We start from the raw sequence: 13,617 nt of genomic DNA on the forward strand, positions 1-13,617 counted from the left end.
GATAGTGCTTATCTTATACTGTATAAGTATACAGTGCTTGAGAGGCTATCATGGAACTGAGCATTTCCCGACCCGATGATCTGTTCACCTACCGTCCAGTGGCATTTTTTAATGATACAGAGTCGTCGTTATTGTCCTCACCGTCTTTGGTGTCTGGCCGGCAGCGTCTTGATCTCAACTTACACTGTATCAAACGACCGGATGATACCTTTTTCGTCCGTATCAGCGGTCTGTCGATGGTCGACTCAGGCATTCGTCCAGGCGATATTCTGGTCGTAGACCGTATTTTAGCGCCGAAAAAAGGTGATTTGGTGGTGATGATGGAGCAAGGCGAAGTCGTGGTGTATGAGTTGCAGGTAAAACCTGAACTGAAATTGCTATCACTGAGCGCCGATCACGCTGATCGCGTGGGTATGGAAAGTCTGTCTGAATTGCAGCAGATGGGGCAAGTGGGCATTGTGACCAGCATTATCCATCATATCCGCCAGTGATGTGTAACATGTTTAACGAAATGCGTGGCACAGGGAAGGCGGTAAGCGTACTAGCACCTAGTATTTAGATACTAGGTGACTGGTAGATACCGGTATTGCTCGGTGCGAGTACCGCCAGAAGTAAGACTGGCCTTGTGTCCTACGGGGGTAGCGCCTGTAAAATCTGTGAGGCCTTTGACGCAGTTACTCGGTCTTTTCCTTGAATTCACACAAGTCTTCGATGATGCACGAGCCACAGCGTGGTTTACGGGCGATGCAGGTATAACGCCCGTGCAGAATCAGCCAGTGGTGCACATCCAGCTTAAATTCAGCAGGGACGACTTTGAGCAGCTTTTGCTCCACCTCATTGACGTTTTTACCCGGTGCAAATCCAGTACGATTAGAGACGCGGAAAATATGCGTATCGACTGCAATGGTCGGCCAACCAAAGGCGGTGTTCAGAACCACGTTAGCCGTTTTGCGGCCAACGCCCGGCAAGGCTTCCAGTGCTTCACGATCCTCTGGTACTTCCCCTTGATGCTGCTCTAACAAAATCCGGCAGGTCTTGATGACATTTTCTGCCTTGCTGTTAAATAGCCCAATGGTTTTGATGTATTCCTTGAGCCCATCTACGCCCAAATCCAAGATAGTCTGTGGTGTATTGGCGACCGGATAGAGTTTATCGGTCGCTTTATTCACACTTACATCGGTGGCTTGCGCCGACAGCATCACCGCTATCAACAGCTCAAACGGCGTACTGTATTTCAGTTCAGTGGTAGGTTTGGGATTCTCTGCCCGCAGGCGTTCTAAGATCTCGATCCGTTTCTTCTGATTCATTACTGCCGCTTTAGCTGTGTTTGATTAATGACAACTGTGAATTTTCTTCAGATCGTCCGCCGAAGCTGAAGGTGCTGGCGTGGCAGCGCGATTTTTCATGCGCTGATCGATCATGTATTTGGCCGCCAGCATCAAACCTAAGCCGATAAATGCGCCAGGAGGCAAGATGGCCAGCAGGAAACTGTTATCCAGATGGAAGACCTCAATGCGCAGCACTTTGGCCCATGAGCCCAGCAGTAAATCGGCACCATCAAACAGCGTCCCTTTACCGATGATTTCACGCAGGCTTCCCAGCACAAATAAAGCTAAGGTTGCGCCTAAACCGGTAGCGAAACCATCGAGTGCCGAGTCTGCCACGTTGTTCTTGGCGGCAAAGGCCTCGGCACGACCGATCACGATACAGTTGGTGACGATCAGCGGGATAAAAATCCCCAGTGATTGGTACAGACCAAACGCATAGGCGTTGATCAGTAGCTGTACTGCTGTAACCACTGATGCGATGATCATGACGTAAATCGGGATCCGAATTTCACTCGGCACCCACTGGCGAATCGCTGAAATCACTACGTTGGTACAAACCAGCACCAACATGGTGGCCAGACCCAGCCCCAGTGCGTTAGTTGCGGTTGAGGTCACGGCCAAAAGAGGGCACAGACCGAGCAGTTGAACCAGTGCCGAGTTATTCTTCCACAGACCTTGAACGAGAATGTCACGTGAATTGTTCATATACACTCCGGTGATGCTGGCCGTGAATTATTCGCCACAATCAGGTTGCTGAGTAAACAGTGCCTGACCATGGTGACGGACATAAATCAGCGTGTTCTTCACGCCACCGACAACGGCGCGTGGGGTGATTGTCGCGCCGGTAAATTGGTCGAACATGCCGCCATCTTTGCGTACCGCCCAACGTGGGTCGTTATCGTCATGCAGCACTTTGTCTTTAAAGCTTAAGATCCAATCAGAGATCCGCAGATCGATTTTATCCCCTAAGCCCGGTGTTTCGTGGTGTTCGAGCACGCGAACCCCCAACGATTCGCCACTGAGGGTTGCGCCAACCATCAACTGAATTGCACCGGAATAGCCGTTCGGCGCGGTGCTTTCGATAGCCAGAGCCACCGGTTTACCATCTAAACGCGCCAGATAGGCTTTGTGTGGGACGGCTGAGCCGAGCAGGGCGGGATCAGTTACCATGACGCACTCTTTGAGAGGGTCATTGTTGTACAGGTTAGACGGCAATACCTGATTGAGCAGGATCTTTTGCTGCTGCTTGGTTTGTTCGGCGATGCGATCTGCCGTAAGCAGATTGACTACTACGACAGTGCCAACGGCAATCAAGGCAAAGACGGCCAGCGTAATACCGTGCCGGCGCATGGTTGGTAACATGGAGACTCCTTAGCGTCCGTATACGCGTGGCTGGGTATAGTGGTCAATCAGTGGCACGGCCATGTTGGCGATCAGCACGCCAAAGGCGACGCCGTCGGGGTAACCGCCGAGAGTCCGGATCAGGTATACCATCAGTCCGACCACGGCACCAAAGATCAAACGACCGCGGAAGGTCGTAGATGCGGTCACTGGATCGGTAGCAATGAAAAACGCACCGAACATGGTTGCACCTGAGAACAATTCAAACAGCGGCGTGCCGCTTGCATCAGGCGCGACCAGCCAACCGATCGTAGAGGCAATGGTCAGCGTCAGCAGGAAACTGACGGGGATCATCCACTGGATGGTTTTGCGGAACAGCAGATACAGACCACCGAGCAAAAAGCCGATGTTGACCCACATCCAACCTAAACCGGCAAAACTGCCGAAGATCGGTTTTTGCATGATTTCGTGGGCAGTCAGACCGTTTTTCAAGCTGGTTTTCAGCGTGTCGAGCGGGGTGGCTTGTGTCACGCCGTCGATGTCCAGCATCAGCTGATGCAAAGTATTCCCTTCACCGGTATGGCCGGTGAAGATGACGTTCAAGCAATCCATAAAGCTGACTGGTTCGCTTTGTAATCCCAGAACCGGTAACCACGAGGTCATCTGTACGGGAAAGGAGATCAACAAGACAACATAGCCCACCATCGCTGGGTTAAACAGGTTTTGCCCTAAGCCACCGTACAGCTGTTTGGCAATAATGATGGCAAACAAGGTACCGATGACAATGATCCACCAAGGTGCGAGTGGTGGGATGCAGATCCCAAGCAACAGACCGGTAAGCGCTGCCGTACTGTCTTGCAGGGTTTTCCACACTGGCTTTTTGCGTAGCAGCAGCACTGCGCTTTCTGCGAGTACGGCCACCACGATGGCTAATAGGATTTGGATCAGGTTACCCCAGCCAAAGAAGTAGCACTGCGCAGCGACACCCGGAATACAGGCAAGCATCACCTGCCGCATTATGACGTTAGTGCTGCGGTGGTTATGCGTGTAAGGGGAGCTTGCTATTTTGAAAACCATTTATTCCTCACTCGCCTGAGTTTTTGCTTGTTCCTGTGCCGCTTTACGCGCTTTAGCGCGAGCAATGGCAGCAGCTACCGCCGCTTTACGTGGATCAACCGCTTCCGTAGTGGCATCGCTTGGCGTTGCCGTGCTTTCCACATTCGGCGCTACAGTTGCCGGCTCGGTGTGATTAACTGCGGAAGTGGTATCAGCACCTTGCTCTTGCGCGGCTTTACGCGCTTTAGCGCGAGCAATGGCAGCAGCTACCGCCGCTTTACGTGGATCAACCGCTTCGGCAGTGGCATCGCTTGGCGTAGCCGCGCTTTCGGCATTTGGCCCTTCGGTTGCCGGTTCACTGTGATTAACGGCTGCTGTGATATCAGTACCTTGCTCTTGCGCGGCTTTACGCGCTTTAGCGCGAGCAATGGCAGCAGCTACTGCGGCTTTGCGTGGATCAACTGCTTCCGTAGTGGCATCGCTTGGTGTTGCCGTGTTTTCGGCATTCGGCGCTTCGGCTACCGGTTCGTTGTGATTAATGACGGCAGTGGTATCAGTACCTTGCTCTTGCGCGGCTTTACGCGCTTTAGCACGAGCAATAGCGGCAGCTACCGCCGCTTTACGTGGATCAACCGCTTCGGCAGTGGCATCGCTTGGCGTTGCCGTGCTTTCAGCATTCGGTGCTACGGTTGCCGGTTCGTTGTGGCTAGCTGCAGCTGTGGTATCAGCACCTTGCTCTTGCGCGGCTTTACGTGCTTTAGCGCGAGCAATAGCAGCCGCTACCGCCGCTTGGCGTGGGTCGGTGTTCTCACTGCTGTCTGCTACACCAGACGCTGGTGCTGTTGATGACTCCGCATTTTGTTGCGCAGCTTTACGCGCACGCTGTTCTCGCGCCAGTTGTTTGCGCGCTTCGCGTGCGGCCGCCATGGAGTCATCGGCAACCACAGGCGCACTTTCAGCATCCGGCGTCAGTGGACGTAATTGTTGAATCGGTTGTGCATCAGCTGACGGTACTGTTGATTCTGGCGCGGCGCTTTGTGCTTGTTTGGCTTTAATACGCGCCAATACCGCTTGTACCGGATCAACACCTTCGCTGCTGGTTTGTGAGGCGCGACGAGCTTGCGCGGCTTGTTGGGCACGCTGTTCGCGCTCTTCTTTTTCGCGTTGCAGACGTTGTTGCTTGGCTTCAAAGCGCTGTTTAGCGATTTCAGACTTACGCTCTTCGCGGCGAATCTCCCACAGCTCTGCTTTTTCTTGGCGGTAGTACTGCACCAGCGGGATGTTGCTCGGGCAAACATAGGCACACGCACCGCACTCGATACAATCCATAATGTTGTATTGGCGCGCTTTGTCATGCTCTTTACCACGGCTGAACCAGTACAGTTGCTGCGGCAGCAGATTAACCGGGCAGGCATCCGCACAGGAGCTGCAACGGATACAGGCCTGCTCGGCATGCTCTTCGCCAAATTCTGCAGCGCCAGGCGCCAAAATACAGTTGGTGATCTTCACCACGGGAACGTCCAGATGCGGCAAGCTAAAGCCCATCAGTGGACCACCGATGATGATCTGCCCATTCCCAGCGGTGCGGCGATAACCCGCGTGGCTCAGCAAGTGCTGCACCGGCGTACCTAAGCGCGCCCAAATGTTACCTTTGTCGTGAATGGCATCACCGGTCAGGGTAACGACACGCTCGATCAGTGGCTCACCTTCGATAATGGCGCGCTTAATGGCAAAAGCGGTACCGACGTTTTGCATCAACACACCGATCGCCGAGGAGTGTTTGCCTTTAGGCACTTCCATCCCCGTGAGGATCTTGATGAGTTGCTTGGCACCACCAGACGGATATTTCGTTGGAATAATGCGCAGCTGAATATCTTCGCTGCCATCAAGGCTTTTACGCAGGCTTTCGATGGCTAGGCTCTTGTTATCCTCAATACCAATGACGACCTGCTCAGGGCGCAGAATATGGCGCAGGATCCGAATCCCTTCGATGATTTCATCGGCGCGATCTTGCATTAAACGATCGTCAGCGGTGATATAAGGCTCACATTCTGCGGCGTTGATGATCAGCAATTTGATCAGGTTTGCGCCGCCGGTGAGTTTGGCTGCGGTAGGGAAGCCAGCGCCGCCAAGACCGGCAATACCTGCCGATCGAATCTTGGCAATCAACTGTTCAGGGGTGAGCAGATGATAATCTTCAATCTGTTCGCGTTCGACCCACGTGTCGTTGCCATCTGGCTCAATCACCACGCAAAGATCGCTGAGTCCAGAAGGATGCGCGATGGTGCGCGGCTCGACTGCGATAATCGTACCTGAGGTCGGGGCATGAACGGGCAATATGCGTCCGCCACCATGATACTGCGTCAGCGGCTGTCCTTTGAGAACCTTTTCACCGGTTTTAACAATCAGATTGCCAGCTTGACCCGCGTGCTGTTGCAGTGGCACGACATAATAGGGCGCCAGATCGATTCGGCGAATCGGAGTATTGTTGGATTGTGACTTCATTTCCGGCGGATGGATCCCACCGTCAAAATCCCAAATACGGCCGCTCTGGATGGCCTTAATCACACTGGACATAACTTAACTAACGACCTTTACTGGAATGGTGTTCAGATCCCACTTCCATGTGTCGGGGGTCACACTGACCGGCTGCATTTCAATGCAATCCGTCGGGCAGGGGGCAACACACAGATCACAGCCGGTGCAGAGATCAGAAATAACGGTATGGACTGACTTAGTCGAGCCAATGATGGCATCAACCGGACAGGCCTGAATACATTTGGTGCAGCCGATGCACTGTTCTTCGTGAATAAAGGCGACAAATTTGCGTGGCTCGGCATTCTCTGCGTTCGCATCTGCAGCAGGAGGCTCAACGCCCAGCAAGTCAGCAATTTTCAGTACAACTGCTTCGCCACCTGGGGCGCACTTGTTGATTTGCTCACCATTGCTGACCGCCTCGGCATACGGGCGGCAGCCAGGATACCCACATTGCCCACACTGGCTTTGCGGTAAAATCGCATCGAGTTGATCGACGATCGGATCGGCTTCAACTTTAAACTTGATGGAGGCGAAACCCAGTAATACGCCAAACAGCAGCGCTAGCCCGATCAGTGCTAACACGGCCCAAAACAGAGTCATCATTTTTTATTTAACCAGTCCGGTAAAGCCCATAAACGCCAGCGACATCAGTCCGGCGGTAATCAATGCAATCGATGAGCCTTTAAAAGGGGCCGGAATATCGGCCAATGCAATACGCTCGCGCAGTGCGGCAAACAAAACCAATACCAGAGAAAAGCCCACCGCAGCGCCAAAGCCATACACGATAGACTGCATAAAGTTATGAGCCAGATTGGTGTTCAGCAGCGCGACACCCAGCACCGCACAGTTGGTGGTGATTAGCGGCAAGAAAATGCCCAACAGGCGATATAACGCAGGGCTACTTTTACGCACCACCATTTCGGTGAACTGCACGACAACGGCAATAACCAGAATAAATGAAAGGGTACGCAGATAACCGATGCCAAACGGGATCAGAATAAAGCGATCCATCAGGTATGAGCATACCGATGCTAGCGTCATAACAAATGTGGTGGCTAAGCCCATTCCTATGGCCGTTTCCAGCTTTTTCGATACGCCCATAAAAGGACACAAGCCGAGAAACTTGACCAAGACAAAGTTATTAACGAGCACTGTTCCGATGAGCAGCAAAAGATACTCAGTCATCCGGTCTACCTTTCATGATAAAAAACCGAGGTATTATCGGCAATTATAACTCTGCCGACAACCGGACAATCGATTTCGCCCTAATAAGCGGACAAGAAACACGCACCATAAAGGCACGTGTTTCTTAGGGGATAGGCTGAAATTATGATAATTATCAGTTTATTAACTTACCATACGCAACAATTCGGAATCTTGCACTGGTTTGGGCTTCGCCACGATATAGCCTTGAATCGCATCCACTCGCAGATGCGCTAGCATGGTTTTGTCTTCCTGCTTTTCCACATTTTCTGCAATGATTTTGGTGCCTAAACGGTGCAGCGTATCGATAAATAAACGTAATACCTGCTGCAAAGATTTGTTGGCTTCAATATCACGGGTATAGCGTGGGTCGAGTTTCACAAATGATGGCTTATAACGTGACAGCAACGCTAACCCATCGAGCTGTTGGCCAAAATGACACAAACATACCCGCACCCCATGTTGGTGCAGTAACGTGATCAGTTTGCCGGCATTGTCAGGATAGGTCTGGATTGCTTCCGTTTGGATCTCCATCACCAAGTGTGGCGTGACGGCAGGGTTTTTCTCCAGATACTGGGTTAACCAGTGTAAAAACTGCGGCTCGTTGATGGTATGAAAGCCTAAGTTAACCGCCAAAACCCCATCACCTTTGAAGCCTTGCAAAATGCTGGTGATCTTGGTCAGCAGCATCATATCCAGCTGTGCCATACGACCATGATATTCGGCCATCGCGATCACTTTGTCGGTCGACATCGCCCCTTTGGAGAAGGTAAAGCGCGAGAACAGCTCATGATATTTCGGCATGCTGTCATTCACGCTCAGCGTGGTCTGGATATTGAACTCCACATCCGCATTGGCGATTTGCTGATCTAGCTCGCTAAACCAGTCATCCACTTGAGGCTGTTCGGTATGATCAACTTGCCAACAGCGATGGGGCAGTGATGAGACAATGCGCAGGCTCTCTTCTGCTTGACTCAGTGCGGCACCCCACTGGTTGCCGTAGAAAGAGATAAACGCGATATTGGCGGCTCGTGTGATTTGGTGGCGTTGCGCCAGTTGTTCCAGCGCTTGGGCGCAGCGCTCAGCAAGACGTTCGGGCTGCTCAATTTGGTGCGCTGAGGCGACCCACGCGAACATCGCACCTTCAAAGCGGTATAACTGTCCAAGTGGCAGACCATGCAGAGTTAATTGTTCTGCGATCTCTTGAATGAACAGATCGCCGAGTTTGGATCCTCCGCGTTGATTAAGCTCAGTCAGAGGCGTGGCGTGGATCAGCGCTAACCAGTGCTTAGCCCCGTTTTCAGGCAGTAACGAGAGCTGATGAATGAAGCTCGCACGATTTGGTAAGCCGGTGAGTGGGTCGCGGTTTACGTCTTTAGCAATCAGGTCGAGGCGATGCTCCAACTCGGTTTTTTCTTGTCGCCAACCTTGCGCATATTTTGCCGCTAATTTCGCTTCTGGAATTTCGCCGGCACTGGCAGCCATATTCAGACTTTGCTCCAGCTTAATCAAACGTTCAGAAGCGTTTTTCTGGTTTTGCATTATTTCCAGAGTGAGTAATGTGCCACAAATAAGCAATATTGCAGGAATGCTAATGCTTAAAGACAATGAATATGCACTTTGAATATAAACAACACCTGTGGTTAACACAAAACACAAGAGAGCACGCCAAATAGCAGCTGAACGGGACAGGGCTATATTCATCGAATTCATTTTCTCTTTAACAGAATACAGATGATTTTATTATATCAGCCTATTGAGCTTTATTATTTTATGCCCTGAATTGTTGCGTGACGCCGCTCGCAAACTTCTCTGATATTTTTCAGGGATATTACATATCAGCCCGTCACGATATGATGTGAGCCCAAAAATCCTTTTTTCTGTCGATAGCCGTTTGTCGGCTTCGATTAAATGCTGCTAGCGCTAGCCGATGATGTGCAGTTGCTATTGTCGCGCTGTCTATTTCGTGAGCCGTTATCCAATTTCCCTTTGTGGGCTGTAACAAAACTGTAAAGCGAGAGCGTGATTCGTTGCTTTGGCGTGATTTGTCAAGCCTTAAACTGTCGCGAAGACGGATTTTATCAACTGATTAATTTGTTGATATAAAACAATATTTATTGTGTTGACTTCTGTTTTTTTCTGTTGTTCGCTAAAAGTTATCCACTAAATCTGTGGATAAGTGTGTGGGCTATATTTAGACAATTCCATACAGCCCACGTTTTCTCTGGGTTAAGACACCTCGACGCTTTTTGTCAGACACAGCTGTAAGAACGAGGTGAGGAACGTGTAATTTTTCTGTGATGTAGCGCACAGCAGTGGCGTCTTTTTGACCCTGCGCTGTCAGTATACAGACATGCATGTCGGCTGTGTCTGCTAACCCGTTAGTTAACGCGAAAAGTAATCGGTTACAGCGCCGGACAACAAAATAAAGAGGGAACTATTTGATGGTAAATTGAGCAGGTGATTAAGCAAAGGTTGGCCATAGCATTATGTTTGTGGGTGCAAATGAGCGCTACTGTTTATTGCTCACCAATTTTGAGTTCTGTTTTTTGTTTACTAAAGGGCAAACTCAATAAGTAATTATGGGTAATAATTACGTTTTAATGACAGCCATATTTAAATTTGATAACGCGCATGATTGCATATCGAATAATGCAATATTGTAGAAAATAATAATTCGTACATTGTCCTGCGTAAGGTATATCTATAACAGGATTTCCTTTCAACGGTTTTTGACTGCGCGCAGATGTGCAGAAGCAGATGTGCAGAAGAGGATAAGAGAAAGAGATTACAAAGGCACTGAGTGTGTAAAACGCACCGACGAGGCTACGATTTGGCCGCAAAAATTTCCCCGTGCTGGCTGTATTTGGGCTTTTATCATCAGTGGCTCGCCAGGGTAAGGTTTGTGGGGATGCTGCTGGCTGAGCAAATCATCGCGCCGTGTAAACCAGCGATGGGATAGCGCTCGAATTTCTGCGGGGAGCCGCGCATAATACCGTTATATCCGAGACAAACGAGATGATATAGCAGGTAGGTATGAGTAGAAACTTTGAGCTGGTATCTGAGTTTGCACCCGCAGGCGATCAGCCGGAAGCGATCCGCCAGTTGATCGATGGCCTCGACGCAGGGCTGGCGCACCAGACCTTGCTGGGGGTAACCGGCTCCGGTAAGACCTTCACCGCGGCAAATGTAATTGCTAGCCTTAATCGGCCCACCATGATCTTGGCGCCGAATAAAACCTTGGCTGCTCAGTTGTACGGCGAGATGAAAGCCTTCTTCCCGCATAACGCCGTGGAATACTTCGTTTCCTACTACGACTACTATCAGCCAGAAGCTTACGTGCCGAGTACCGATACCTTTATCGAGAAAGATGCGTCGATCAACGATCACATCGAGCAGATGCGTTTGTCTGCCACTAAAGCGCTGATGGAGCGACGTGATGTGGTGGTGGTGGCTTCGGTGTCGGCGATTTATGGTCTGGGCGATCCTGATTCCTACCTGAAAATGATGTTGCACTTGCGCCGTGGCGATACGCTGGATCAGCGTTTTATCCTGCGTCGTTTGTCGGAGCTGCAATACACCCGCAACGATCAGGCATTTCAACGCGGGACTTTCCGTGTGCGTGGCGAAGTGATTGATATTTATCCGGCAGAATCAGACGAGCATGCGGTGCGTGTGGAGCTGTTTGATGACGAGGTTGAACGCTTGTCATTGTTTGACCCGCTGACAGGGCAAGTGCAGCAGGATGTTGCGCGCTATACCGTGTATCCAAAAACTCACTATGTAACACCCCGCGAGAAGATCTTAGAGGCGATCGAGAAGATCAAGGTCGAGCTGGTCGAGCGTAAGCAGGTCTTGCTGGATAACAACAAGTTGCTGGAAGAGCAGCGCATCAGTCAGCGTACGCTGTTTGATATTGAGATGATGAATGAGCTGGGATATTGCTCGGGCATTGAAAACTATTCGCGCTACCTTTCTGGCCGTAATCCGGGCGAGCCGCCTCCAACCTTGTTTGACTATCTACCTGCCGATGGCTTGCTGATTATTGATGAGTCACACGTTACGGTGCCGCAAATTGGCGCTATGTATAAAGGTGACCGTTCGCGTAAAGAAACGCTGGTGGATTATGGTTTTCGCCTACCATCGGCGTTGGATAACCGTCCGTTGAAATTCGATGAGTTTGAGGCGCTGGCTCCGCAGACCATTTATGTATCGGCCACGCCGGGGGCGTATGAGCTGGAGAAATCTGGCGGCGAGGTGATCGAGCAAGTAGTGCGTCCGACGGGCTTGCTGGATCCGGTGGTGGAAGTGCGTCCGGTAACCACTCAGGTGGATGATTTGCTGTCGGAGATCCGTTTGCGCTCGGCGATTAATGAACGGGTACTGGTTACTACGCTGACCAAACGCATGGCCGAAGATCTGACCGAATATCTGGAAGAGCATGATGTGAAGGTGCGCTATCTGCACTCAGATATTGATACTGTCGAGCGGATGGAGATCATTCGCGACCTGCGTCTTGGCCTGTTTGACGTGCTGGTGGGAATTAACCTGCTGCGTGAGGGGCTGGATATGCCGGAGGTATCGCTGGTCGCGATTCTGGATGCGGATAAAGAAGGCTTCTTGCGCTCCGAACGTTCATTGATTCAGACTATTGGTCGTGCGGCGCGTAACCTTAACGGTAAGGCGATTTTGTACGGTGATAGGATCACGCCATCAATGGCGCGCGCTATTGGTGAAACAGAGCGTCGTCGTGAGAAACAACAAGCGTTTAACGAACGTAACGGGATTACGCCGCAAGGGCTGAATAAAGCCGTGGCCGATATTCTGGATGTCGGAGGGCGCGTTAGCAATAAAGGTCGCCAGAAATCCAAAGGCCGTAAAGTGGCCGAGTCTGAGGCTAGCTATCAGGTGCATTCGCCAGCAGAAGCAGAGCAGAAGATGCGAGAGCTGGAGCAGCAGATGTATCAACATGCGCAGAATCTGGAGTTTGAGGAAGCGGCGGCGATCCGCGATCAGCTGCAGGCACTGCGAGAGGCGTTTATCAAAACCTCTTGATGCGTGATGTGTGAATAGTGAGACGCATAAAAAAGGCATTGTTGGTTATCCCGACAATGCCTTTCTTTTATCTGCTGTCTAAATGTCAGTGGGCTTAAGCGTTAATGTGCAACATCAATTCAGCGGATTGATTTGCAGTGCTTGCTCGATCGCCTGCTTGAGCAAGTTGCGATCGTGACGATACGGAATATCGTCAGCTTCCAATTGAGTTTGAACGATGCGACGTTTTGGACCATCCTCATCACGCAACACGCTGACATCAATATGCGGACCGACAATCACACCAGTAATGCAACGACGGCCAATGTGGCGCTCGATAATCTGCAGTTTCTCCGCGATATTCAGCTGTGCCGCCGGACTGTGCTCTTTGGCCAGATTGCCGATATACAGCACATGGGCTGCGGTGGCGTTAGACAGCGCAGTTGCGATCTCACGGTTAAGCAGAGGCGGCAGCAGGCTAGTCATAAAGCTGCCCGGGCCAATTAAAATCAAATCAGCGCGTTCAATGGCGGTAATGGCTTCACGGGTGGCACTGACTTCCGGCACCAATTGCAGTGATACCGGTAATTCGGTGAGTGCATCGATATTGACCTCACCAAACACGGACATACCATCGGCACAGACGGCGGCCAAGTCGACAGGTTCTTCCGACATCGGGATGATGTGCGCATCCACTTTCAGTAAGCGGCGCACCAGATTGATGGCATCTAACGGGCGGACGCTCAAGTCATCCAGCGCCTTGAGCATCAAATTCCCCAGATTATGGCCAGACAGTTCACCTTCGCCGGCAAACCGATATTCAAACATGGCTGACGCAATAGTCGGTTCAGTGATCAACTGGTTAATACAGTTACGGGTATCTCCCCATGCGATGCCGCCTTCAGAGGTGCGGATCCGGCCGGTGGAGCCGCCGTTATCGGTGGTAGTGACAATACCGGTAAGGCGGTGACCTAAAAAGCTCAGCGACGAGAGGACACGGCCTAGACCATGTCCGCCACCAATGGCTACCACATGGTTCAGATCTGCAAGCATCGGGTTACGCATAAGTTTTATTATTTCTTGAAGAGGTAAGAGTAAAGATACTCGAAGTGGCGTA

11 protein-coding genes are annotated in these 13,617 nt (G+C 51.1%); 2 read left to right on the plus strand and 9 right to left on the minus strand.

Annotated elements, in window-relative coordinates; genetic code table 11:
* The first annotated feature begins 50 nt into the window (after positions 1–50).
* The gene (locus NCTC9997_RS06350) at positions 51–491 is read left to right on the plus strand and encodes a LexA family protein (protein ID WP_052181326.1); all 441 of its coding nucleotides are present in this window, start codon (positions 51–53) and stop codon (positions 489–491) included.
* 183 nt (positions 492–674) lie between these two features.
* On the opposite strand, the gene nth is transcribed toward NCTC9997_RS06350, so the two are convergent.
* The 8 genes from nth to NCTC9997_RS06390 form a co-directional block, all read right to left on the minus strand.
* The gene (gene nth, locus NCTC9997_RS06355; RefSeq protein ID WP_047707910.1) at positions 675–1,307 is read right to left on the minus strand and encodes an endonuclease III; all 633 of its coding nucleotides are present in this window, start codon (positions 1,305–1,307) and stop codon (positions 675–677) included.
* Positions 1,308–1,331: 24 nt separating this feature from the next.
* Positions 1,332–2,033 (minus strand): electron transport complex subunit E, encoded by a 702-nt coding sequence (locus NCTC9997_RS06360; RefSeq protein ID WP_010861770.1) that lies wholly within the window; start codon positions 2,031–2,033, stop codon positions 1,332–1,334.
* A 27-nt stretch (positions 2,034–2,060) separates the two neighbouring features.
* Positions 2,061–2,690 carry an electron transport complex subunit RsxG gene (gene rsxG, locus NCTC9997_RS06365; protein ID WP_010861769.1) on the minus strand — a complete coding sequence of 210 codons (630 nt, stop codon included), beginning with the start codon at positions 2,688–2,690 and terminating at the stop codon, positions 2,061–2,063.
* 9 nt (positions 2,691–2,699) lie between these two features.
* Entirely contained in the window at positions 2,700–3,746 is a 1,047-nt protein-coding gene (rsxD, locus tag NCTC9997_RS06370) for an electron transport complex subunit RsxD (RefSeq protein ID WP_064977602.1), read from the minus strand.
* Complete coding sequence (rsxC, locus tag NCTC9997_RS06375; RefSeq protein WP_064977603.1) at positions 3,747–6,302, minus strand: electron transport complex subunit RsxC; 2,556 nt, start codon at positions 6,300–6,302, stop codon at positions 3,747–3,749. It abuts the gene before it with no gap.
* Between the two features lie 3 nt (positions 6,303–6,305).
* Entirely contained in the window at positions 6,306–6,866 is a 561-nt protein-coding gene (gene rsxB, locus NCTC9997_RS06380; RefSeq protein ID WP_010861766.1) for an electron transport complex subunit RsxB, read from the minus strand.
* Between the two features lie 3 nt (positions 6,867–6,869).
* Positions 6,870–7,448, minus strand: coding sequence for an electron transport complex subunit RsxA (gene rsxA / locus NCTC9997_RS06385; RefSeq protein ID WP_010861765.1), 579 nt, complete (start codon positions 7,446–7,448; stop codon positions 6,870–6,872).
* 162 nt (positions 7,449–7,610) lie between these two features.
* A complete protein-coding gene (locus NCTC9997_RS06390) occupies positions 7,611–9,008 on the minus strand; it encodes an EAL domain-containing protein (RefSeq protein ID WP_064977604.1) in 1,398 nt (465 codons plus the stop codon).
* 1,494 nt (positions 9,009–10,502) lie between these two features.
* Here NCTC9997_RS06390 and uvrB point away from each other — a divergent pair.
* The gene (gene uvrB, locus NCTC9997_RS06395) at positions 10,503–12,521 is read left to right on the plus strand and encodes an excinuclease ABC subunit UvrB (RefSeq protein ID WP_064977605.1); all 2,019 of its coding nucleotides are present in this window, start codon (positions 10,503–10,505) and stop codon (positions 12,519–12,521) included.
* 114 nt (positions 12,522–12,635) lie between these two features.
* Here uvrB and NCTC9997_RS06400 read toward each other — a convergent pair whose 3' ends face one another.
* Complete coding sequence (locus tag NCTC9997_RS06400; protein ID WP_039045311.1) at positions 12,636–13,565, minus strand: gluconeogenesis factor YvcK family protein; 930 nt, start codon at positions 13,563–13,565, stop codon at positions 12,636–12,638.
* Between the last annotated feature and the right edge of the window lie 52 nt (positions 13,566–13,617).

It is taken from the genome of Plesiomonas shigelloides, assembly GCF_900087055.1.
In the GTDB taxonomy this organism is placed as follows: Bacteria; Pseudomonadota; Gammaproteobacteria; order Enterobacterales; family CAMTGL01; genus Plesiomonas; species Plesiomonas shigelloides.

Coding starts and splice junctions, on each gene's coding strand:
- NCTC9997_RS06350 (WP_052181326.1), top strand. CDS start 51: ATGGAACTGAGCATTTCCCGACCCGATGATCTGTTCACCTACCGTCCA.
- nth (WP_047707910.1), bottom strand. CDS start 1,307: ATGAATCAGAAGAAACGGATCGAGATCTTAGAACGCCTGCGGGCAGAG.
- NCTC9997_RS06360 (WP_010861770.1), bottom strand. CDS start 2,033: ATGAACAATTCACGTGACATTCTCGTTCAAGGTCTGTGGAAGAATAAC.
- rsxG (WP_010861769.1), bottom strand. CDS start 2,690: ATGTTACCAACCATGCGCCGGCACGGTATTACGCTGGCCGTCTTTGCC.
- rsxD (WP_064977602.1), bottom strand. CDS start 3,746: ATGGTTTTCAAAATAGCAAGCTCCCCTTACACGCATAACCACCGCAGC.
- rsxC (WP_064977603.1), bottom strand. CDS start 6,302: ATGTCCAGTGTGATTAAGGCCATCCAGAGCGGCCGTATTTGGGATTTT.
- rsxB (WP_010861766.1), bottom strand. CDS start 6,866: ATGATGACTCTGTTTTGGGCCGTGTTAGCACTGATCGGGCTAGCGCTG.
- rsxA (WP_010861765.1), bottom strand. CDS start 7,448: ATGACTGAGTATCTTTTGCTGCTCATCGGAACAGTGCTCGTTAATAAC.
- NCTC9997_RS06390 (WP_064977604.1), bottom strand. CDS start 9,008: ATGCAAAACCAGAAAAACGCTTCTGAACGTTTGATTAAGCTGGAGCAA.
- uvrB (WP_064977605.1), top strand. CDS start 10,503: ATGAGTAGAAACTTTGAGCTGGTATCTGAGTTTGCACCCGCAGGCGAT.
- NCTC9997_RS06400 (WP_039045311.1), bottom strand. CDS start 13,565: ATGCGTAACCCGATGCTTGCAGATCTGAACCATGTGGTAGCCATTGGT.